Consider the following 21611-nt stretch of genomic DNA (forward strand, 5'->3'; position numbering starts at 1 on the left):
ATGCAACAGACGCATGACCCCGTACTTCACACGGGCGACCGCTGACGTCCTGGTTTCGGTGCCAGGGATCAACTAACCGATGGGCTACCTGTATTAGCGAATCAACTTTGAAAGATCACCAGACTGGTCAAGGGGCAAAAATCATGAATCTGAACAATCAACCTACTATCGAAGAACTGGCTCGTATGTTCGCTGCGCAAAAAGACAGCCACGACAGCCACATTCTCTGGATCAGCAAGTCGGGTCAGGTGCATATTGACTGCCTGTCGCCCCACACTGGTGAAGAAGAATTCGACCGCAGCCACCAGAACCTGCTGGCCCGCCTGAAGATGTACCGCCGCGGCCACGGTTATGTCGGCAAGAAAGCGGCGGCCGACAAGGACTTCATCGGCAATGTCCTGCAGACGCTGAAACAGGCGTGGGATTCGATGCAGAACAAGAATGAAGTTCGGGTGATTGATCGGTTCTACTGAGTTAAAACTTCAATAAATAAAAGGGCCTGCTTCCAAAAGAAGCAGGCCCTTTTTTACATCAAGAACTCAACACATCACCTGTAGGAGTGAGCCTGCTCGCGATAGCGGTAGATCAGGCACTTCAGTATTGAATGATCCACCGCAATCGCGAGCAGGCTCACTCCTACAGGGGGAATGTGTCGTTGGTTAGATTTTCGTTTCCAGTACCAGATTCATAAACGCCACTGCCGCCGCACTGTGATAATTATTGCGCCGCCGCAACAACGCCGCCCCGCGCTGCGGCGCTTCATTCTCGACTTTCAAGCGACGCAACGCCCGATCCTCGGTGGCAATCGCCTCGGGCAACATCGTTGCCATCGGTGCATGACGCACCACTTCCAGCAACGTACTCACCGAGTTCACTTCTATCCGCACCTGCGGCGTGATCCCCTGCTGACGAAAATACTCATCAATCGATAACCGGGTGATGAAGTCCGGCGCCAACAAGGCGAAATCCAGGTGCGCAAGGTCACTCGCCGTCAGCACCGAAGCGCTTTCGTACAACGGATGCTCGCGCCCGATCATGATCCCCAGGGTTTCGGTAAACGCCGGAATGCACTCGATGTCCGGGTGGCGAACCGGGGTAAAGGCAATTGCGAGGTCCAGCGAATCATCCGCCAGCCCGGCTTCGATATCGTCCATCGACAGTTCGAAAATCTGCAGATGAATGCCCGGATAGCGCGCCGCGAAGTCGCGCACCAAAGGCCCGACCAGATAGGCCATGAACGTCGGGGTCATGGCCAGGCGCAAGCTGCCACGGGTCAGATCCTTCACGTCATGCAGTGCGCGCTTGCCCGCCTCCAGCTCGACCAGTACCCGCCGCGCGCATTCGATGTAGGCCTCGCCGGCATCGGTGGGTTTGACCGTGCGCGAGGTGCGGTCGAACAGGTTCACCCCGAGGCTTTCTTCGAGTTGGCGGATCTGTTGCGACAGCGTTGGCTGCGACACGTGCAATGCCTCCGCCGCCCGGGTGAAGCCGCCGTGATCGGCCACGGCCAGCAGATAACGCAAATGTCGCAACAGCATGGGACTCACCATCTATAGGCAGGACTTATGCGAAGCATTGTATATCGGTCTTGGACGCTATGGATCAATCGGCAGAAGATGGCTCCCACACAGCAAGCCAACCTTGAAAGGAGTGACACCATGCAACAGTCCCACGCCTACAACGATGCCAGCCTGGCCCTGACCACCCGCATTCTCGACATCAAGGCCCGCAAGAATTTGTCATGGCAGGATCTGGCCGATGGTACCGGCCTGAGCCTGGCCTACGTCACCGCTGCCCTGCTCGGCCAGCACCCGTTGCCGCAAGAGGCCGCGCAAGTGGTCGGCGACAAACTCGAGCTGGACGCCGACGCCGTTGCCGCCCTGCAGATCATCCCGCTGCGTGGCAGCCTCAGCGGCGTGCCGACCGACCCGACCATCTACCGCTTCCACGAGATGATCCAGATCTACGGCACCACCCTCAAAGCTCTGGTGCACGAGCAGTTCGGCGACGGCATCATCAGCGCCATCAACTTCAAGCTCGACATCAAGAAAGTCGAAGACCCGGAAGGCGGCTCCCGCGCCGTGGTCACCCTCGACGGCAAGTTCCTGCCGCTGCGTCCGTTCTGATCTGCCACGGCCCGCACCCCGCGTGCGGGCCGACCGCTCTTTTGTTCAATGAGGACACGCCCATGCAAGCCCTGATCGACGGTTTCCTGAAGTTCCAGAACGAAGCCTTCCCGCAACGCACAGAATTGTTCAAACACCTGGCGACCACCCAGCAACCCGGCACCTTGTTCATCACCTGTTCCGACAGCCGCGTGGTGCCGGAACTGCTGACCCAGCAAGAACCCGGCGAGCTGTTCGTGATTCGTAACGCAGGCAATATCGTGCCGTCCTACAGCCCGCATCCAGGCGGGGTTTCGGCGACGGTGGAATATGCAGTGGCGGTGCTGGGGGTGACCGACATCGTGATCTGCGGCCACTCCGATTGTGGCGCGATGACGGCGATTGCCCAGTGCAAATGCATGGATCACCTGCCCGCCGTCAGCGGCTGGCTGCAACATGCCGAGTCGGCGAAAGTGGTCAACGAGGCGCGGCCGCATGCCAATGACGCGGCAAAATTGAGTTCGATGGTGCGGGAAAATGTGATCGCGCAACTGGCGAATATTCAGACCCACCCGAGCGTGCGCCTGGCCCAGGAGAAAGGCCTGCTCAATCTGCATGGTTGGGTGTATGACATCGAGACCGGCTCGATTGACGCGCTGGCGGCAGACCGCCGCACGTTTGTGCCGTTGGCTGAGCAGCCAGCGACTTGCGCCATTCAGGCAAACACCAGCGCAGCCGCCTGAAGGAGAATGGCACAACCCTGTGGCGAGGGAGCTTGCTCCCGCTGGGGCGCGTAGCGGCCCTCGCTTTTTTGGGTCTGCTGCGCAGACCAGCGGGAGCAAGCTCCCTCGCCACAGGTTTGGTGTTCAGATCAGCGTTTTACGCTGAGGTCGATCTGGGTCATACGGCTACGCACCGTAAACACGCCATCCCCCGAAAGAATCGCACTGCGTGCAAACAAGCGCCCGCTCTCCCAGTTCGAAAGCCCCAGTTCCGGCTTGTTCAGCGCGTACTGACCATCGACCCAACGGGTAATCCCGTTGCCCACGAACGGCGCATTCACCGCGTTGTAAAAGCGCTCCTGAGCAGCCGCGTCCTCACTGATCAACGACACCGTGAATTGCGGGCTGTAGCGGTTGAACAGCGCAATCGCCTGGTCCAGATCGTCGACGATCATCAGGCTGACTTCCGGGGTTTCCTCCCATTCCCACTCGCGACCCAGCTCGGACTCGGCCAGTGGTTCGGCCAGGGATTCAGTCTGATACCCCTCGGCGCGATAGACCTCGACCGTCGCATTCTGCCACTCAGCTGGCAGGTAACTTTCGCTGCCTGTGACGATGTGCAATTTGCAGCCCTGCCCGCGTGCGCTGCCGGCCTGCTTCAGCGCATCGAGAAACAGCGGCAGCAGTTCGGCAGCGCGATCGCGTTGAATCAGGCAGACGTTGAGGGTGTTGCAGACTTTGCGATCCAGCGAGTTGCGCACCACGGCGGCAAAACGCGTAGCGTCGGCAGCACGATCCGCAACCAGCCACGCACCGCCAGTGCCATGCAGGCTGACCGCCGTGCCCGCCTGCTGGGCGATGCTGCCCAACTGGCTGACCGCGCGCCCCGAACCCCGGGCCACCGCCAGCGACAAGCGCCGGTCGGCGAACATCGCCCAACCGGCCGCATGATTGACGCTTTCCACCAGCGACACCGCACCCGCCGGCAGACCGGCATCGGCCAGCGCCGGGTTCAGCGCGTGAGTGACGATCGCTTGCGCGGTACCTAATGCGTCGCTGCCGATGCGCAGTACTGCGGTGTTGCCGGTGCGCAGTACGCCCGCAGCATCGGCGAACACGTTCGGTCGTCCTTCAAACACGAACGCGACGATGCCCAATGGCGACACCACTTGCTCGACCTTCCAGCCGTCGTGTTCGACGCTGCTGATGACCTTGCCGCGCGTGGCCGGCGCATCACGCCAGGCGCGCAGACCGGCGATCATGTCGCGGCGCATGCGCTCGTCGGCGAGCAGTCGAGTGGTCGAGCGGCCACGGGCTTTGGCGCGTTCGATGTCGGCCAGGTTCGCCGCTTCGATCAGGGTCCAGCATTCCGGGGTTTCCAGGCGTTGCGCGAACAGATCGAAGAAGCGGCTGATCGCCTCATCGGACACTGCCGATAGCGCAGTGAAGGCCGCCTCCGCACGTTCGATCGCCACCGCGGCCGCCTGTTGATCGACCACCGGGATCAGCAACAGCTCGCCACTCACCTGCTCGACCAGCAGGTGGTCACCGGGCTGAAACCGCGCCGCCAGTTCGGGGCTGACCACGCTCACGCGGTTACCAGCGAAAGGGATCGGCGTGCCAGCGACTAGACGTTCGAGCGCAAGAGACATGAAGCGGATTCACCATATGAGGGGCGGCCGGAAAATGTAGCGGATTCTGCGCTGAAACACACCTTCTACGAACACCATCAAACCTGTGGGAGCTGGCTTGCCAGCGATAGGGCCGGCAAGCCCGGCATTGATGTTGCTGAACCACCGCTATCGCTGGCAAGCCAGCTCCCACAGAGTTTTGTGGTGTTTGGAAGATCGGGTCAGAACACCGACCAGCCAATCCGCGAGCTGAGCATTTCCAGCGCCGCCATCCCCGCCAGCGAGTTGCCGGCGGCGTTGAGCTCCGGCGACCACACGCACACCGTGAACTGCCCCGGCACGACCGCGACGATGCCGCCGCCGACCCCGCTTTTACCCGGCAAGCCGACGCGGTAGGCGAAGTTGCCGGCCTCGTCGTACAGCCCGCTGGTGGCCATGATCGAGTTGACCTGCTGGGTCTGGCGACGAGTGAAGATCTGTTCGCCGCTGTGTTTGCAGAAACCGTCATTGGCGAGGAAGCAGAATGCGCGGGCCAGGTCGATGCAGTTCATGCGCAGCGCGCAGTGACTGAAGTAGCTGCGCAGCACCGCTTCGACATCGTTGTGGAAGTTGCCGAACGATTGCATCAGGTAAGCCATGGCCGCGTTGCGGGCGCGATGCTGGTATTCGGATTCGGCGACCTTGCCGTCGACAATCACCTGCGGATTGCCCGACAGACGCCGCACGAAGTCACGCATCGACAAGGCCGGCGCGGCGAATCGCGACTGGTTGATATCGCAGATCACCAGCGCCCCGGCATTGATGAACGGGTTGCGCGGGCGCCCGCGTTCGAACTCCAGCTGCACCAGCGAGTTGAATGGCTGGCCGGACGGCTCATGCCCCAGACGCTCCCAGATCGCCTCGCCGGAATGCTCGATGGCCTGCACCAGACTGAACACCTTGGAAATACTCTGCACCGAGAACGGCGTCTCGGCGTCGCCGGCGCAATACATTTCGCCGTCGTTGCCATACACGGCGATGCCCAGCTGATTGGCCGGCACGGTGCCAAGGGCGGGAATGTAGTCAGCCACTTTGCCCTGCCCGATCAGGGGCCGGACAGCATCAAGAATCTCGTTCAACAGCGCTTGCATGCCGGGTTCCGAAGTCTCGCCCCATGGGATTGCGGGGACACTGGGGCTAGACGCTGCGGACCGACGCCGAATCACACTGACTGACACACTGAAAATCCAAATGTGGGAGTGGGCTTGCTCACGAAGGGGTCAGTACATTCAGCATTGCTGTCGCCTGACTTGACGCTATCGCGAGCAGGCTCACTCCTACAGGGTTGTGTGGATGACTGGGGATCAGTGTGCCCGATCCAACCCGGCCAACAGGGCCTCGTCGCGGCTATAGATATCCGGCGCATAACGCACCTGCCCATCCTTGCCGACCTGCGCCGTCCAGTAGGTCATCAGGATCGGCACCGGTGCCGACAGGCGGAATTCGTGGGTGCTGCCGGTGGCGAGCAAGGTGTCGGTGCGCGTGCGTTCCGCCGGGGTCAGCAGCAGGTCACGCAGTTGCATCGGGTGTTCGACCCGCACGCAGCCGGAGCTGAACGCACGCGGGCCTTTGTCGAACAACGCCTTGCTCGGCGTATCGTGCAGGTAGACCGCGAACGGGTTGGGGAAGCGGATCACCAGTTGCCCCAGCGGATTACGCGGCCCGGCATCCTGGCGCAGCATGATGTTGCCGGGGTTGTCCCAGTCGATGTCCGCTGCGGCCAATGGCTGGCCATGGGCGTCGAGGACTTGCAGATTCTGCCGACTGAGGAAGGTCTGGTCCTTGCGGATCGCCGGCAGCTTGTCTTCTTTCCAGATGGTCGGCGGCACGGTCCACGTCGGGTTCAGGGTCAGGCGCGTGACCCGGGATTTGAGCAGCGGGGTCTGGCGTTCGGCGCGACCGACCTGGGTACGGGTCTGCCAGACGGGCACCCCGCCCTGATACAGCGTCAGTTCGGCAGCGGCGACATTGACCAGCAAACCGTCGGGTTCCATGTCCTGGGCCAGCCAGCGGAAACGCTCGAGGTTGACCCGCAATTGTTCGCGACGCGTCAGCGGACTGATGTTGAGTTCGGCAATCGTCCCCGGCCCGACCACCCCGTCGGCCTGCAACGAATGGTTGGCCTGGAAGCTTTTCACCGCTTCCACCAGCACACCCTCATAGGCATTGCCGGGCGTGCCGATGGCATGGGTCAGGTAGCCCTCGTTGTACAGGCGCTGGGCCAGTTCCGGCACGCGTTTGTCTTCCATCGCCGGACGCAGCAGCGGGCCGTTGCCCACCGACTGCCAGTGTGGCAAGGCTTGCAGCCGTTGGCTGGCATAGAGGTGTCGCAGGCTTTGGTACTGCGCCAGACGCGGACGCGCCAGATCGAACGCGGCCTTGATGTCGTGCAGGCCGGGGCCGGCGATCGCGAGCAGTTCGGCCTGACGATCACGCGGCGTGTCATCGGAATGCCACAGCGGTTCGAAATGCGACTGCAGCAAGCGCCCGTAATGCAGGTCCTGCAGGGCTTGCAAGTAAGAGCGGCTGATGTCGATATCGGCGCACAACTCACCATCCTGCGGCGGATTGGCCGCCACCGGATAGCGCTTGGGATTGAGGCCATCGTCGGCCAACAGCTGCAACTGCGCGCGCAAGGCCGGCAAACGCCCGGATTCACTGGCCCACACCGGCAGCCAGTCCTGTTGCTGGTAGAACGCTTGCAGTTGCGTCAGCGCCGGGCCACTCAGGTGCGCAGCAATCGCCGGGCACGCCTGCGGCAAACCGATCAGCACCGCCTGCAGCGGACTTTGCGGCTCCACCGGCATCTCGGCCGGTGGCGTCGGCAGGGTCTGCAACGGCGGCAGCGGCCCATCGGCGCAAGCGACAAACGGCGCAGCGAGCAAACCAATGCTCAAGTAGCATGCGTACTTTTTGAACAACTGCTTTACTCCAATCCGTGGCCGTCTCAATGACGGTCAACCTTACATCAGGTGCGCTGAACAGTCAGGCCCGAATCAGGGGTCTGTGGGTATGACTGGGAGTCAGGAGCCAAAGTGCCAAATTAAGTAGCAAGTGAGGACACTTTATAAATGTTGACGTTTTTGCGCCGACTTCTGCTGACCACCGCGACCCTCGTCGCCGTGAGCAGCCCAGCTTTTGCCGCCGGCAAGCCATCGCCGGTTCTCTTCACCAGCCTCGCGCACGCCGCGCCGGAACTCAATCCCCAGGCGCTGAAAGGTGCTCTCAACGCCATGCAGTGCGCGGTCAACAATGGCGCGAAACCTTCGCGGCACCTGGCGATCATCGACTATTCGCAACCCTCCACCGCCCGCCGACTGTGGATCTTCGATCTGAGCAGAAAGAAACTGGTGCTGCGCGATCTGGTCGCCCATGGTTCGAACTCCGGGGAAAACTTCGCCACCCAGTTTTCCAACCGCGAAGGCAGTTACCAGTCCAGCCTCGGTCTGTTCCGCACCCAGGAAAGCTACAAGGGCACGCACGGTTATTCGCTGCGCATGGACGGTCTGGAACCGGGCTTCAATGACCTGGCCCGCGACCGCGCCATCGTGATCCACGCCGCCGATTACGTGAATCCGTTGTGGAGCAAGCGTCAGGGCCGTATCGGGCGTAGCCAGGGTTGCCCGGCGGTGCGCCCGCAAGTGGCAAAGCAGGTGATCGACAAACTCAAGGACGGCCAGTTCATGTTCTCCTGGTACCCGGACCAGCGCTGGCTGAAGTCGTCGCCGTACCTCAACTGCCAGCCACAGCAAGTGGCGAGTATCCTGAGCACTCACGCCAGCTGAGAATCCTGTAGGAGCTGCGGCACGCTGCGATCTTTTGATCTTGCTCTTAAAGCAACGTCAAAAGATCGCAGCGTGCCGCAGCTCCTACAGGGGTTGTTTCAGTCAGCCGCGTTTTGGCTGGGTTGGCCGCGTCCACGGGTGATGCGGGTTCGGCTGGTGATCAGGGCCGCGACCATCAGCGCCGCCGCAACACCAAACGTGCTGTGCAAGCCGCTGCCGATGACTGCGGCCGGGGCTTGCGTCGGGTTTCCTGTAGCGAAAGCAAACACCGCGCCCATGGCCGCCGCGCCGGTGATCAAACCCAGATTGCGCGCCAGCCCGAGCAAGGCCGATACCACGCCGCGCTGATCCTGACTGACCGCACTCATCAACCCGGTATTGTTCGCTGCCTGGAACAACGCGTAACTGCTGGCAATCACCGCCATCGGCAGCAGATATGCCGGCAGACCGAGACTCATCGGCAACAACGCCAACAAACTGCAACCACCGACCATTCCGAGCAACGCGCCCGGCACCACCCGCCGCACACCGAAGCGATCCACCAGACGCCCGGCCGGCACCCCGCCGCACGCTGCCAGCAGTGGCCCGACCGACAACGCCAGACCGACTACGGTGCTGCTCAGCCCCAATCCGCGACTCAAGTAAAACGGCCCGACCACCAGCGTGGTCATCATCACGGTCGTCACCAGCAGCGTCAGCGCGAGGCTGCTGCTCAGGTGCACATCAGCGAACAATGCCAGACACAGCAGCGGCGTCCTGGCTTTCATCTCGACCGCGATAAACAGACCCGCACCGCACAGGCTGAGCAGCAGCAATATCAGGGTGAACCCTTGCAGCGTCATCGCCAGCGCATAGGTCGCCAGCGTCATCACCAGCACTGCGCTGCCGAGATAATCAAACGCAACACTCGACTTCGCCGGGCGATCCGCCGGCAAGTAGCGATACACCAGCCATGCATTGAGCAGACCCAACGGCACGTTGAGGACAAAGATCGACGGCCAGCCGACATGCGCAATCAGCAGTCCACCCAGCGACGGCCCAAGGCTGGTGCCGGTGGCCGACATGGTGGCGAGCAAACCCATCGCACTGCCCGCCCTTGTCTTGGGCACCGCATCCGCCACCAGCGCCACGGTCAAGGCAAACATGATCGCTGCGCCAAGGCCCTGCACCGCCCGCGCACCGATCAACCAGCCCAGCCCCGGAGCCAGTGCACAGCACAACGAAGCGCTGGTGAAAATGCCGATGCCGATCAGCAGCAGTCGCCGCCGCCCGAATACATCGCCCAGGCGCCCGACGCTGACGATCAATGTGGTGACCGCCAACAGGTACGCCAGCACGATCCACTGCACCTGTTGAAACGTCGCATCGAACGCTGCCGCCAGAGTCGGTAAGCCGGCGTTGGCGATGCTGGTGTCCAGCGACGGCATCAACATCGACAGCGCCAGACTGGTCAGCGCCCAGCGGGTTTGAGGGGTCAAGGGAGTTCGGGGCATCGGGCGCTCCAGCTGATGGTCAGACGGCATAGCCTGAGTCTCGACAAGGCAAGGCGCAAGACGCATGCTTTGCACTTGATACCTGCATGGAACGCCATGTCATGAGCGCACCGGATCTGAACCTGTTGATCGCCCTCGACGTATTGTTGCGCGAAGGCAGCGTCGCCCGCGCCGCGCACATTCTGCGGTTGAGCCCGTCAGCAATGAGCCGCGCCCTCGCCCGATTGCGCGAGACCACCGGCGATCCGTTGCTGGTGCGCGCCGGCCGAGGTCTGGTGCCGACCCCACGGGCGCTGGAGTTGCGTGAGCGGGTCAGCCGCCTGGTGCAGGAAGCCGAGGCAGTTTTGCGCCCCGCCGAAGTGCTCGATCCCGGCCAGTTGCAACGCACATTCACCTTGCGCAACACCGACGGTTTTGTCGAAACCTTCGCCGCCGCGCTGCTCGCGCGGATTGCAGAAGAGGCACCCGGCGTGCGCCTGCGCTTTGTGCAGAAAGCCGACAAGGACAGCACACCGCTGCGCGAAGGCCGGGTCGATCTGGAGACCGGCGTGGTCGACGACAGCACCGACCCGACGCTGCACAGCCGCATCCTGTTTGAGGATCACTGGATCGGTGTGGTGCGCGAAGGCCATCCGTTGAGTTCGGGCAAGATCAGCAGCAAACGCTTTGCCGGCGGCCAGCACATTCTCATCTCACGGCGCGGGCGCAGCAGCGGCCCGGTCGACGAAGCGCTGCTCGCCGCGGGTCTGACGCGGGACATCGTCACTTCATTCGGCGGCTTTTCCGCGGCGCTGACGCTGGTGCGCGAATCGGAGCTGATCGCCACGGTTCCGGAGCGTCACACCAGCAAGCTGCGCATGGGCCTGCACAGCTTCGCCCTGCCCTTCAGGATGCCGCCGATCAGTGTGTCGATGCTCTGGCACCCACGGATGGACGCCGACCCGGCGCACCGCTGGCTGCGCAATTGTGTGCGGGAAGTCTGCATCTAGCGCGCATCGCCGCCGGCCGGTTTATAGAACAGGAATTTGCCGACCTCGGCGGTCTTTTTGTATTCCTTGGCCCAACCCGGATGCACGTTGCGGTCGTGGAAGTACAGCGCGCCATGGGTGCGATCCGGCAACTGACGGTTCAGCGCCTTGCCGGCGATATCCTTGGCCAGAGTGTATTCGGCGTCTTCCTTGACCTGATCCGCCTTGCCATCGCACCACCAGGAAAACTGGCAGCTTTTGGTTTCCGAACCCTGCTTGACCACTTCGCACACGGTGCCAGGGAAGCCGTCGTGCCCCAGGCGATTCATCACCACATTGGCCACCGCTTGCATTTCCGGCGTGTCACGCCCCTTGGCTTCCCAGTAGATACTGCGCGCGAGGCAGGTGATCGGATCGTCCAGCGGCGCAGTGCCGGCGGGGTCCACGGCTTGTACTTCGGTGGGGGTAATCGCTTCGGATTTGGGTGCCGGCGCCGCGCTGACTTTGTCGGCGGCTTTTTCTTCCAGCACCTGGGCTTTCTCTTCGGCCTTGGCCTTGATCGGCGCCTGTTCGGTGGCGCTCACAACGCCGGCCATAAGGGTTAATGCGAAACAGCCAGCCAACCATTTCAATCCCATGTCAGTTCTTCCGGCAGCGCCCGTTCCGGGCAGGTGTTTCGTGGGGGAGACGCCCGGTTCCCGGGGCCTTCGGAGAGTGTAGACGGCAAATACCGGCGTGATGTTCCGCAGAAAAAACCGCTCGATGAAGAAAAAGACATTGCACTCCCCCGGGCCATTTCGCGCATCATGAGCGCACTCAGCTCAAGGGAGGTTTCCATGCGCTTCATGCCATCCGTCTTGCGATTTGCCACGCTGTCCGTGGGCCTGGCCGTGGCCGCCTCGGCCATGGCGGCCGACGAGTCGCAACTGATCGAATCGATCAACGCCTACCGTAGCCAACCGCAGCGTTGCGGCAGCCAGGCGTCCAACGAACTGCCACCGCTGTCGGCCGATCCACGGCTGAGACTGCAGGCCAGCGGTGCGGTCGATCTGCAACAGGCCATGGCCAGCGCCAGCTACCCGATGGTCAATGTGCAGGCAATCACGCTCAACGGCCCGCGTGACGCGGCGTCGGCGATGAAGGCGATTGAGGAAAGTTTCTGTCAGGTGGTGCTCGATCCGCAGTTCGTCGATGTCGGTGTCAGCCACGCCGATCGCGACTGGCGAATCGTGCTGGCGCGACCCTTGCTCTCGGCGAAACTCGGCGATGCGCAGAGCGAAGGCCAGAAGTTGCTCGAACAACTCAACGCTGCCCGCGCCCAACCGCGTCAATGCGGTGGCCAGGCCTTTGCCGCCGCCGCACCATTGGCCTGGAACGCCAGCCTGGGCACGATCTCCCAGGATCACAGCCGCGACATGGCCAACAACAACTACTTCGACCACAAGGATCGCGACGGCCGCACCCCGGGCGACCGCGCCGAACTGGCCGGCTACGGCGGGCAACTGGTCGGCGAAAACATCGCCGCCGGGCAAGACACCGTGCGCAAGGTCGTCGACGGCTGGCTCGCCAGCCCCGGACACTGCGCCAACCTGATGAACCCGCAATACAAAGAACTCGGCGCCGCCTACGCGACCGATCCGAAAAGCAGCGCCGGGATTTACTGGACGGCGATGTTTGGTGCGCAGTAACAGCCCTTCAGAAAACACCGAAGATCCAATGTGAGAGTGGGTGGATGGAGGGTTTGCGGCTGGCCGCAATCTAGAGTGGGAGTGGGCTTGCTCACGAAGGGGCCGGTACATTCAGCATCAATGTCGGCTGACCCGACGCCTTCGCGAGCAAGCCCGCTCCCACTGGGGATCGTGGGTGGATGGAGGATTTGCGGCTGCCCGAAATCAAGGGTGGGAGTGGGCTTGCTCACGAAAGGGCCGGTACATTCAGCATCAATGGCGACTGACCTGACGTCTTCGCGAGCAAGCCTGCTCCCACTGGGGATCGTGGGTGGATGGAGGGTTTGCGACTGGCCGCAATCTAGAGTGGGAGTGGGCTTGCTCACGAAGGGGCCGGTACATTCAGCATCAATGGCGACTGACCTGACGCCTTCGCGAGCAAGCCCGCTCCCACTGGGGATCGTGGGTGGATGGAGGATTTGCGACTGGCTGCAATCTAGGGTGTGAGTGGGCTTGCTCACGAAGGGGCCGGCACATCCAGCTTCAATGTCGACTGACCTGACGCCTTCGCGAGCAAGCCCGCTCCCACTGGGGATCGTGGGTGGATGGAGGATTTGCGGCTGGCCGCAATCTAGGGTGGGAGTGGGCTTGCTCACGAAGGGGCCGGCACATTCAGCATCAATGTCGGCTGACCCGACGCCTTCGCGAGCAAGCCCGCTCCCACTGGGGATCCCATTTGTTCTGATGTATTGCGGTAAATGCGCATGCTGAGTTCAAACCCAGATCGCGTCCCATAACGGATAGTCACCGAGTTTTCTCACCAGTCCTGCCCGCAGTGGATTAGCCACTACATAGCGGGCCAGTTTCACCAGATCCTCCTCTCGACGTAATGCATGATCATGAAAACCTTGCTGCCAAAGGCTTCCGGATCTACCGCTCACAGTGTTGACTGAACGAGTACTCAGTGATTTGACCTGGCACATCAATTGGCCAAGTGTTCCTTTTTGCAATTGGATCAGCCAATGAAAATGATCGGGCATAACCACCAATGCCAATGTGTCGGCAAACCCCTCCTCCTGTGCTTGCCTGAATTGATTCACGACCAACCGGCCGAGCCTGTAATCCGTGAACACCGGCTCTCGCCCCAGGGTATTGGCGGTTAGCAGGTAGATCTGATTTTCTTCGCAATGACGGCCGGTTCGCAGGCGATGTGATGAGTAACGTTCGGGCATTCCTTTGCCTTGTTCATGGTTGAATTCATAAAAAGGCTAGATCAGCCATCACAGTGCGCCGAACATGTTTGTTGGCAGGATGTGTCTGCGCACCGGATCAACTGTGGGAGTGGGCTTGCTCACGAAGGGGCCGGTACATTCAGCATCAATGTCGGCTGACCCGACGCCTTCGCGAGCAAGCCCGCTCCCACTGGGGATCGTGGGTGGATGAAGGGTTAGGGCTGGCCGCGATCTAGGGTGGGAGTGGGCTTGCTCACGAAGGGGCCGGCACATTCAGTATCAATGGCGACTGACCTGACGCCTTCGCGAGCAAGCCCGCTCCCACTGGGGATCGTGGGTGGATGGAGGATTTGCGACTGGCCGCGATCTAGGGTGGGAGTGGGCTTGCTCACGAAGGGGCCGGTACATTCAGCATCAATGTCGGCTGACCCGACGCCTTCGCGAGCAAGCCCGCTCCCACAGGAGGCATCTGCGATGTTCAGAATTGCGGGCACAAAAAAACCGGAGCCATGGCTCCGGTTTTTTTGGGTCAGTGGGTCCGCATGCCCGCTGCATACATCGCCAGTTTCAGCAGGCTCGCCACCACCGCGAGTGACACTACACTGCCCAGCCAGATCAGCAACAACCAGCCCAGGCGCTTGTACCAGCGGCTGGTTTTGACCTCGCGCGAATCAATGGTAGCCATCGCCAATCCTCACTTTGCCGCGGAATACGTAGTAGCTCCAGAAGGTGTACATCAGGATCACCGGCAGGATGAACAGTGCGCCGATCAGGGCGAACAACTGGCTCGCTGGCGGTGACGCCGCGGCCCACAGGCTCACCGACGGCGGGATGATGTTCGGCCAGATGCTCAGCGCCAGGCCGATGTAGCCGAGCAGCATCAGCACCAATGTGAACACGAACGGCCAGTGCGTGTGACGCTGACGCAAGGTGCGCAGCAGCCCGAACAATGCCAGCAGCGCCAACCCCACCAACCCGGCGAACACCATCAAGTGCCCATGGCTGGACCAGCGCGTGGCCAGTTCCGGGTGCAGCTGCAAGGTCCACACGCCGATCACCACCACCATCGCCAACAACAACCACGCCAATGGCCGGGTGAACAGGCGCATGCGCGACTCGAGCATGCCTTCGGTCTTGACCAGCAACCAGGTGCTGCCCAGCAGCGCATAAGCCACCACCAGACCCATGCCGCAGACCAGCGGAAACGGTGCCAGCCAGTCCAGACCGCCTCCGGCAAACTGCCGATCGACCACGGGAATGCCCGACACATACGCGCCGATCACCACACCCTGAGAGAACGTCGCCAGCAGCGAACCGCCGATGAATGCCTTGTCCCACCAGTGACGCTTTTGCGGAGATGACTTGAAGCGAAACTCGAACGCCACGCCACGGAAAATCAGCCCGCAGAGCATCAGGATCAGCGGCAGGTACAACGCCTCCAGAATCACTCCGTACGCCAGCGGAAACGCGCCATACAGCGCCGCACCGCCTAGCACCAGCCAGGTTTCATTGCCGTCCCACACCGGAGCGACGGTGTTCATCATCACGTCGCGTTCCTGCTCATCGGGGATCAGTGGAAACAGGATCCCCAGGCCCAGATCGAAGCCGTCCATGATCACGTACATCATCACCCCGAAGGCGATGATCACCCCCCAGATCAACGAGAGATCGATACCTTGAATACCCATGACTCAATGCTCCTTCACAGGGGCGGTAGCCGCCGAAATGGGCCGGCGCGGAGTCTGCAATTCATCGCCCGCCGGTGGATGTTCGTGATGCGGCTGCGGACCTTTGCGCACCAGTTTCATCATGTAGCCGATGCCCACGGTGAACACCGAGCAATAGATCACCACGAACAGCAGCAGCGAGGTGCTCATCTGCGCCACCGAGTGATGCGACGCGGCGTCATGGGTGCGCATCAAGCCGTAAACCACCCACGGCTGACGCCCGACTTCAGTGGTGATCCAGCCGGCCAGCAACGCGATCAACCCGCTCGGCCCCATCAGCAACACCAGACGCTGGAAGCCGCGATGCTGATAGAGCTTGCCGCCACGGCGCAGCGCCAGTCCCAGCAGACCGACGAGGATCATCAACATGCCCAGCCCGGCCATGACACGGAAGCTCCAGAAAATGATGGTCGAGTTCGGCCGATCCTCTTTCGGGAAGCTCTTGAGCGCCGGGATCTGCTTGTCGAGGCTGTGGGTCAGGATCAGGCTGCCGAGGTACGGAATCTCCAGCGCATACTTGGTCTTCTCCGCCTGCATGTCGGGGATGCCGAACAGCACCAACGGCGTCGGGCCGTTGTCGGCGTTTTCCCAGTGGCCTTCGATGGCGGCGATTTTCGCCGGTTGATGTTCCAGGGTGTTCAAGCCGTGAGCGTCACCAACCACCGCCTGAATCGGCGCCACGATCAGCGCCATCCACAACGCCATGGAAAACATCTTGCGCACCGGCGCGGTGTTGTTGCCGCGCAGCAAATGCCAGGCCGCCGACGCACCGACGAAGAACGACGTCGCAACGAACGCGGCAATCGCCATGTGCGCCAGTCGGAACGGGAACGACGGGTTGAACACGATCGCCAGCCAGTCCAGCGGCATTACCCGCCCGTCGACGATTTCGAAACCCTGTGGCGTCTGCATCCAGCTGTTGGAGGCGAGAATCCAGAAGGTCGAGATCAACGTGCCGATGGCGACCATCACCGTGGCAAAGAAGTGCAGCCCACGACCGACGCGGTTCCAGCCGAACAGCATGACCCCGAGGAAACCGGCTTCAAGGAAAAATGCGGTCAGCACTTCGTAGGTCAGCAACGGCCCGGTGATGCTCCCGGCAAAGTCGGAAAAGCCGCTCCAGTTGGTACCGAACTGGTAGGCCATGACCAGTCCCGAGACCACGCCCATGCCGAAGTTCACAGCAAAGATCTTCGACCAGAAATGGCAGAGATCGCGGTAAGTGTCGTTGCGGGTTTTCAGCCACAGGCCTTCGAGTACCGCGAGGAAACTCGCCAGGCCGATAGTGATCGCCGGGAAGATAATGTGGAACGAAACCGTGAACGCGAATTGAATTCGCGCCAGGTCCAGTGCCTCCAGGTTGAGCATGATGATGTCCTCATCCAGGCTGAAAAGCGGCAGCACGAACCCGGGCCAGCGCCGGCGCGAACGCCTGCAGCCAGTCAAATTGCCAGTGTTTTTTATCGGTAGCGGGTTACGCCACCGATGACGGGATCAGGTTGCTGACCTTGGCCGCTTCGAGGCGAATCGCGACGAATTTCGAGGTCGGCGTGTAGGTCCGGTCGCCGTAGCTTTCCAGCGGCACCAGCGGGTTGGTTTCCGGGTAGTACGCCGCCGCCTGACCGGGTGGAATGTCGTAGGCGATCAGGGTGAAACCGCTGACCCGACGCTCGCGCTCGTCATCCCACAGCGCCACCAGATCGACCTTCTGTCCCGGTTCGAAACCGAGTCGCTGGATGTCCTGTTCGTTGGCGAAGATCACGTCGCGCATGCCGTAGACCCCGCGATAACGGTCGTCGAGGCCGTACAGCGTGGTGTTGTACTGATCGTGGGAACGCATGGTCTGCAGGATCAGATCCGGTTTGACCGGCAGGTTGCGCACGCCTTCGCTGATCAGGTGTTCCGGCAGCACGCACGGGGTGAACTGGGCTTTGCCGGACTCGGTGTTCCAGACCCGGTCCGAGGCATCGTTGCCGAGGTGGAAACCACCCGGGATCAGCAGCTTCTCGTTGAAGTTCTCGAAGCCCGGAATCACGTCGGCGATCAGGTTGCGGATGCGCCCGTAGTCGCCCACCGCCCACTCCCAGTCGATCGGGTGCTTGCCCAACGTGGCGGCGGCAATCCCGGCAATGATCGCCGGCTCGGATTTCAAATGCGCCGACTTCGGCTTCAACTGACCGAACGACAAATGCACCATGCTGAAGGTGTCTTCCACCGTCACGCCTTGCGGACCTTCGGCCTGGATGTCGATGTCGGTACGGCCGAGGCACGGCAGGATCAACGCGTCGCGACCGGTGACCAGATGGCTGCGGTTGAGCTTGGTCGAGATGTGCACCGTCAGGTCGAGTTTGCGCATCGCGTCGTGGGTGCGCGGGGTGTCCGGCGTGGCTTGGGCGAAGTTGCCGCCCAGACCGATAAACACCTTGGCTTCGCCACGCTCCATCGCGCCAATCGCCATCACCGTGTTGTGGCCGTGCATCCGCGGCACCTTGAAGTTGAAGCGTTTTTCCAGCGCATCCATCAGCGCTTTCGGCGCCAGTTCATTGATGCCCATGGTGCGGTCGCCCTGCACGTTACTGTGCCCGCGCACCGGCGACAGACCGGCGCCCGGACGGCCGACGTTGCCGCGCAGCAGTTGCAGGTTGATGACTTCCTGCAGGGTTGGCACCGAGTGCACGTGTTGGGTCAGGCCCATGGCCCAGCACATGATCACGCGCTTGGCGCGGCCATACATGCGCGCGGCCAGTTCGATGTCGTGCAGCGGCACCCCGGACTGCTCGAGGATGTGCTCCCAGCTCGTGGCGTCGACTTCTGCCAGGTAGCTGTCCAGACCCGAGGTGTGTTCGGCAATAAAGGCGTGATCGAACACCGGCTCGCCGCCCGAAGCCTGGGCTTCACGCTCCCACTGCAGAAGGAATTTGACCATGCCGCGAATCATCGCCATGTCGCCACCCAGCGCCGGGCGGAAGTACGCGGTATTGGTCGCTTCCCAGCCGTTGCTGAGCATTTCGAGCGGGTTCTGCGGGTTCTGGAAACGCTCCAGGCCACGCTCTTTCAGCGGATTGATACAGACCACTTGCGCGCCACGTTTCACCGCTTCGCGCAGCGGTTCGAGCATGCGCGGGTGGTTGGTGCCGGGGTTCTGGCCGATGACGAAAATTGCATCGGCGTGATGCAGATCCTCGTAGACCACGGTGCCCTTGCCCACGCCCAGCGTCTCGCCCATGCTCACCGCACTGGCTTCGTGGCACATGTTCGAGCAGTCGGGGAAGTTATTGGTGCCGTAGGCACGGACGAACAACTGATAGAGAAACGCCGCTTCGTTGCTGGCCCGGCCCGAGGTGTAGAACTCAGCCTGGTGTGGCGATTTCAGACCCTTGAGGTGTTCGGCGATCAACGCGAACGCGTCTTCCCAACTGATTTCCACGTAGCGGTCGACCCGCGCGTCGTAACGCATCGGGTGGGTCAGACGCCCCTGATATTCCAGCCAGTAGTCGCTCTGTTCGGCCAGGCTCGATACCGTGTACTTGTTGAAAAACGCCGGATCGACCAAACGCCCGGTCGCCTCCCAGTTCACCGCTTTGGCGCCGTTTTCGCAGAACTTGAGCATGCTCGCACCGGGCGCTTCACCCCAGGCGCAGCCCGGGCAGTCGAAGCCGCCGTTCTGGTTGGTCTTGAGCATGGCGCGGATGTTTTTCAGGGCGTTTTCACTGCCCAGCCAACTCTTGGTCAGGCTGATCACAGCGCCCCAACCGGCAGCGGCACCCTTGTAAGGTTTGTAACGGTCGACTTGTGACATGGGACATCTCCATGACGATGCACACAGGCATGAACCTGATCTCGGTTAAATATCCGACCGTCTTTCAACAGTAAAAAGCGGTCGTTTCATTTGCCGGGGCAAGGATATGAAGCGATACAAAATATTGTCTAATCGCTATTTATGACCACGTTATCGAAACCCTCTATCACGCTGAAAAACCCTTTATTTACGGGGCCTTGCGAAACTAAAGCGGCAACTTTCGAGAGAAAATAATTGATCATCGACGCGATCAATCAGCCGTTCATTAACAGTGATTGGACGCCCTCTCAAGTTGCCCATAGTCTGCGTCAACCCCGTCCGTAAATGCGGACTTCTCACTCCTGCGAGGCTGTCATGTCAGAGCGTGTCTTGATCGATGGTTACAACCGCCGCGTCGACTATCTGCGCATGTCAGTCACTGATCGCTGCGACTTCCGCTGCGTGTATTGCATGGCCGAGGACATGCAGTTCCTGCCGCGCCAGCAAGTGCTGACGCTGGAGGAGATCTATCAACTGGCGCAGAGCTTCGTGGCGCTGGGCACGCGCAAGATTCGCCTGACCGGCGGCGAGCCGCTGATCCGTCCGGGCGTGGTCAAACTGTGTGAGCAGATCGCCGCCCTGCCCGGCCTGCGTGAACTGTGCATGACCACCAATGGCTCACAGCTGGGCAAACTCGCCGCGCCGCTGTTCGACGCCGGGGTCAAGCGCCTGAACATCAGCCTCGACAGCCTCGACCCGGATCGCTTCAGACAGATGACCCGCACCGGTGATCTGGCGCAGGTGATCAGCGGCATCGATGCGGCGCGCAAGGCCGGTTTCACCCGCACTAAACTCAACGTAGTGGTGATGCAGGGGCGCAACGATCAGGAGATCAACGATCTGGTGAGCTTCGCCATCGACCGCCAGCTCGACGTCTCCTTCATCGAGGAAATGCCGCTGGGAATCATCAGCGAACACAGCCGTGCCGAGTCGTTTTTCTCCAGCGCCCAGGTGCGCGAGAAAATCGCCGAGCGCTACACCCTGATCGACTCCGCCGAATCGACTCATGGCCCTTCGCGCTACTGGCGGCTGGCCGAAGCACCGGACATTCGTCTGGGGTTCATCTCGCCGCACAGCCACAATTTCTGCGGCACCTGCAACCGGGTGCGGCTGACCGTCGAGGGGCGCCTGCTACTGTGTCTGGGTAACGAGCACTCGGTAGATCTGAAAGCCGTGCTGCGCGCTCATCCGGGGCAACCGGAACGTCTGGAGAAAGCCATTATCCAAGCCATGAAGCTCAAGCCGTATCGACACAACTTTGAAGTGAACGACGACGTGCAAGTGGTTCGTTTCATGAACATGACCGGCGGTTGATCCGCCAATTTCCATGCTTAACCGGGATTGCCCAGCATGATCGTCAGACCCAAGGTCAACCAGTTCGCCATCCTCTTCACCCTCAAGGGTTCGATCGCCAAACGCATCGCCCTGCGCACGCTGATGGTCACCCTGCTGGCCTCGGCCATCGTGCTGATGGAAATCCTCCACCCGAGCAACTTCACCAAGGTCAACGCCACGCCGTTCACCTTGCTCGGGTTGTCGCTGTCGATCTTCATGAATTTTCGCAACAACGCCTGCTACGACCGCTGGTATGAAGCGCGCAAGGCCTGGGGCGATGTGCTGGTGCACATTCGTTCGGTGATTCGCGAAACCCATATCATCCGCGAATCGGCGCAGCGCAAGCCGTTGCTGCTCAACCTCTGTGGTTTTGCCCACTCGCTGAATGCGCGATTGCGCCGGGAAAGCGAAGCGGCGGCCAGCCGTGCGTGGATCACCCCGCAACACGATCCGCAGGTGCCGGACTACAGCGGGCGGATTCTGCAGCAGGTCGGCCAGCAATGTTCCGACCTGCATCAAAGCGGCGAACTGAGCGAGTGGCGTTACATGCTGCTGGCCAATCACCTGACCAGCCTGACTCAGGCGCAAGCGGTGTGCGAGCGGATCAAAAACACCCCGCTGCCCTTCCCCTACACCTTGCTGCTGCACCGCACCATCTACCTGTTCTGCATCCTGCTGCCGTTCGCCATGGCCGAACCGCTGGGCTGGCTGACCCCGCTGTTCACGGCGATTGTCAGCTACACGTTCTTTGGTCTGGATGCGATTGCCGATGAGCTGGAAGACCCGTTCGGCCGCGACGAAAACGACCTGGCGACCGACTCGCTGGTGCGCACCATCGAGCGCGATATCCTCTCCGAGCTGGGGGAGACCGACCTGCCGCCGATGTTGCTGCCAGTGGACTATGTGCTGAGTTGATCCCGCTCTCCTCACCACACAAATACCCTCTGTAGGAGTGAGCCTGCTCGCGATAGCGGTCGACCAGTCAGTGAAGATGTTGACTGTGCCGCCGTCATCGCGAGCAGGCTCACTCCTACAGGTTTGAGGTACACCCCGCAGAATGGCTGATCAT

General features: G+C 61.5%; 19 protein-coding genes. 8 read left to right on the forward strand and 11 right to left on the reverse strand.

What is annotated here, in order from left to right:
- Positions 1–143 precede the first annotated feature (143 nt).
- Positions 144–473, forward strand: coding sequence for a hypothetical protein (locus ACIOUG_RS02950; protein WP_401062367.1), 330 nt, complete (start codon positions 144–146; stop codon positions 471–473).
- 186 nt (positions 474–659) lie between these two features.
- Here ACIOUG_RS02950 and cynR read toward each other — a convergent pair whose 3' ends face one another.
- Positions 660–1538 carry a transcriptional regulator CynR gene (gene cynR / locus ACIOUG_RS02955; RefSeq protein ID WP_401062369.1) on the reverse strand — a complete coding sequence of 293 codons (879 nt, stop codon included), beginning with the start codon at positions 1536–1538 and terminating at the stop codon, positions 660–662.
- A gap of 120 nt (positions 1539–1658) precedes the next feature.
- Between cynR and cynS the strand changes: the two genes are divergently transcribed.
- Together cynS and ACIOUG_RS02965 are read left to right on the forward strand one after the other, a co-directional pair.
- Entirely contained in the window at positions 1659–2126 is a 468-nt protein-coding gene (gene cynS, locus ACIOUG_RS02960) for a cyanase (RefSeq protein ID WP_401062371.1), read from the forward strand.
- 62 nt (positions 2127–2188) lie between these two features.
- A complete protein-coding gene (locus tag ACIOUG_RS02965) occupies positions 2189–2848 on the forward strand; it encodes a carbonic anhydrase (RefSeq protein WP_401062373.1) in 660 nt (219 codons plus the stop codon).
- 128 nt (positions 2849–2976) lie between these two features.
- Here ACIOUG_RS02965 and ACIOUG_RS02970 read toward each other — a convergent pair whose 3' ends face one another.
- The 3 genes from ACIOUG_RS02970 to ACIOUG_RS02980 form a co-directional block, all read right to left on the reverse strand.
- Positions 2977–4479: an aldehyde dehydrogenase family protein gene (locus tag ACIOUG_RS02970; protein ID WP_401062375.1), complete on the reverse strand. Its 1503-nt coding sequence runs from the start codon at positions 4477–4479 to the stop codon at positions 2977–2979.
- A gap of 200 nt (positions 4480–4679) precedes the next feature.
- Positions 4680–5588, reverse strand: coding sequence for a glutaminase B (glsB, locus tag ACIOUG_RS02975; RefSeq protein WP_401062376.1), 909 nt, complete (start codon positions 5586–5588; stop codon positions 4680–4682).
- A 213-nt stretch (positions 5589–5801) separates the two neighbouring features.
- The gene (locus ACIOUG_RS02980) at positions 5802–7418 is read right to left on the reverse strand and encodes a murein L,D-transpeptidase (protein ID WP_401062378.1); all 1617 of its coding nucleotides are present in this window, start codon (positions 7416–7418) and stop codon (positions 5802–5804) included.
- 150 nt (positions 7419–7568) lie between these two features.
- Between ACIOUG_RS02980 and ACIOUG_RS02985 the strand changes: the two genes are divergently transcribed.
- A complete protein-coding gene (locus ACIOUG_RS02985) occupies positions 7569–8282 on the forward strand; it encodes a murein L,D-transpeptidase catalytic domain family protein (protein WP_401062380.1) in 714 nt (237 codons plus the stop codon).
- Between the two features lie 98 nt (positions 8283–8380).
- On the opposite strand, the gene ACIOUG_RS02990 is transcribed toward ACIOUG_RS02985, so the two are convergent.
- A complete protein-coding gene (locus ACIOUG_RS02990; protein ID WP_401062381.1) occupies positions 8381–9775 on the reverse strand; it encodes an MFS transporter in 1395 nt (464 codons plus the stop codon).
- A gap of 101 nt (positions 9776–9876) precedes the next feature.
- Between ACIOUG_RS02990 and ACIOUG_RS02995 the strand changes: the two genes are divergently transcribed.
- Positions 9877–10764 (forward strand): LysR family transcriptional regulator, encoded by an 888-nt coding sequence (locus ACIOUG_RS02995; RefSeq protein WP_401062382.1) that lies wholly within the window; start codon positions 9877–9879, stop codon positions 10762–10764.
- Here ACIOUG_RS02995 and ACIOUG_RS03000 read toward each other — a convergent pair.
- Positions 10761–11381 (reverse strand): cell wall hydrolase, encoded by a 621-nt coding sequence (locus ACIOUG_RS03000; RefSeq protein ID WP_401062384.1) that lies wholly within the window; start codon positions 11379–11381, stop codon positions 10761–10763. The genes ACIOUG_RS02995 and ACIOUG_RS03000 overlap by 4 nt on opposite strands.
- 198 nt (positions 11382–11579) lie before the next feature.
- Here ACIOUG_RS03000 and ACIOUG_RS03005 point away from each other — a divergent pair, with 198 nt between their 5' ends.
- Complete coding sequence (locus ACIOUG_RS03005; protein ID WP_401062385.1) at positions 11580–12431, forward strand: CAP domain-containing protein; 852 nt, start codon at positions 11580–11582, stop codon at positions 12429–12431.
- Positions 12432–13183: 752 nt separating this feature from the next.
- On the opposite strand, the gene ACIOUG_RS03010 is transcribed toward ACIOUG_RS03005, so the two are convergent.
- The 5 genes from ACIOUG_RS03010 to ACIOUG_RS03030 form a co-directional block, all read right to left on the reverse strand.
- Positions 13184–13642: an REP-associated tyrosine transposase gene (locus tag ACIOUG_RS03010; RefSeq protein ID WP_401062387.1), complete on the reverse strand. Its 459-nt coding sequence runs from the start codon at positions 13640–13642 to the stop codon at positions 13184–13186.
- Positions 13643–14171: 529 nt separating this feature from the next.
- Positions 14172–14327 carry a DUF2474 domain-containing protein gene (locus ACIOUG_RS03015; protein ID WP_400495659.1) on the reverse strand — a complete coding sequence of 52 codons (156 nt, stop codon included), beginning with the start codon at positions 14325–14327 and terminating at the stop codon, positions 14172–14174.
- Positions 14314–15330: a cytochrome d ubiquinol oxidase subunit II gene (gene cydB, locus ACIOUG_RS03020; protein ID WP_401062389.1), complete on the reverse strand. Its 1017-nt coding sequence runs from the start codon at positions 15328–15330 to the stop codon at positions 14314–14316. Before cydB ends, ACIOUG_RS03015 begins: the two co-directional genes overlap by 14 nt.
- Before the next feature lie 3 nt (positions 15331–15333).
- On the reverse strand, positions 15334–16737 hold the full coding sequence (locus ACIOUG_RS03025) for a cytochrome ubiquinol oxidase subunit I (RefSeq protein WP_401062442.1): 1404 nt from the start codon (positions 16735–16737) through the stop codon (positions 15334–15336).
- A 106-nt stretch (positions 16738–16843) separates the two neighbouring features.
- A complete protein-coding gene (locus tag ACIOUG_RS03030; RefSeq protein WP_401062391.1) occupies positions 16844–19168 on the reverse strand; it encodes an FdhF/YdeP family oxidoreductase in 2325 nt (774 codons plus the stop codon).
- 354 nt (positions 19169–19522) lie between these two features.
- Here ACIOUG_RS03030 and moaA point away from each other — a divergent pair, with 354 nt between their 5' ends.
- Both moaA and ACIOUG_RS03040 read left to right on the forward strand, forming a co-directional pair.
- Entirely contained in the window at positions 19523–20521 is a 999-nt protein-coding gene (gene moaA, locus ACIOUG_RS03035) for a GTP 3',8-cyclase MoaA (protein ID WP_401062392.1), read from the forward strand.
- A 36-nt stretch (positions 20522–20557) separates the two neighbouring features.
- The gene (locus tag ACIOUG_RS03040; RefSeq protein WP_401062394.1) at positions 20558–21457 is read left to right on the forward strand and encodes a bestrophin family protein; all 900 of its coding nucleotides are present in this window, start codon (positions 20558–20560) and stop codon (positions 21455–21457) included.
- Positions 21458–21611 lie beyond the last annotated feature (154 nt).

The sequence above is a fragment of the Pseudomonas sp. NPDC087803 genome, from assembly GCF_044742995.1.
In the GTDB taxonomy this organism is placed as follows: domain Bacteria; phylum Pseudomonadota; class Gammaproteobacteria; order Pseudomonadales; family Pseudomonadaceae; genus Aquipseudomonas.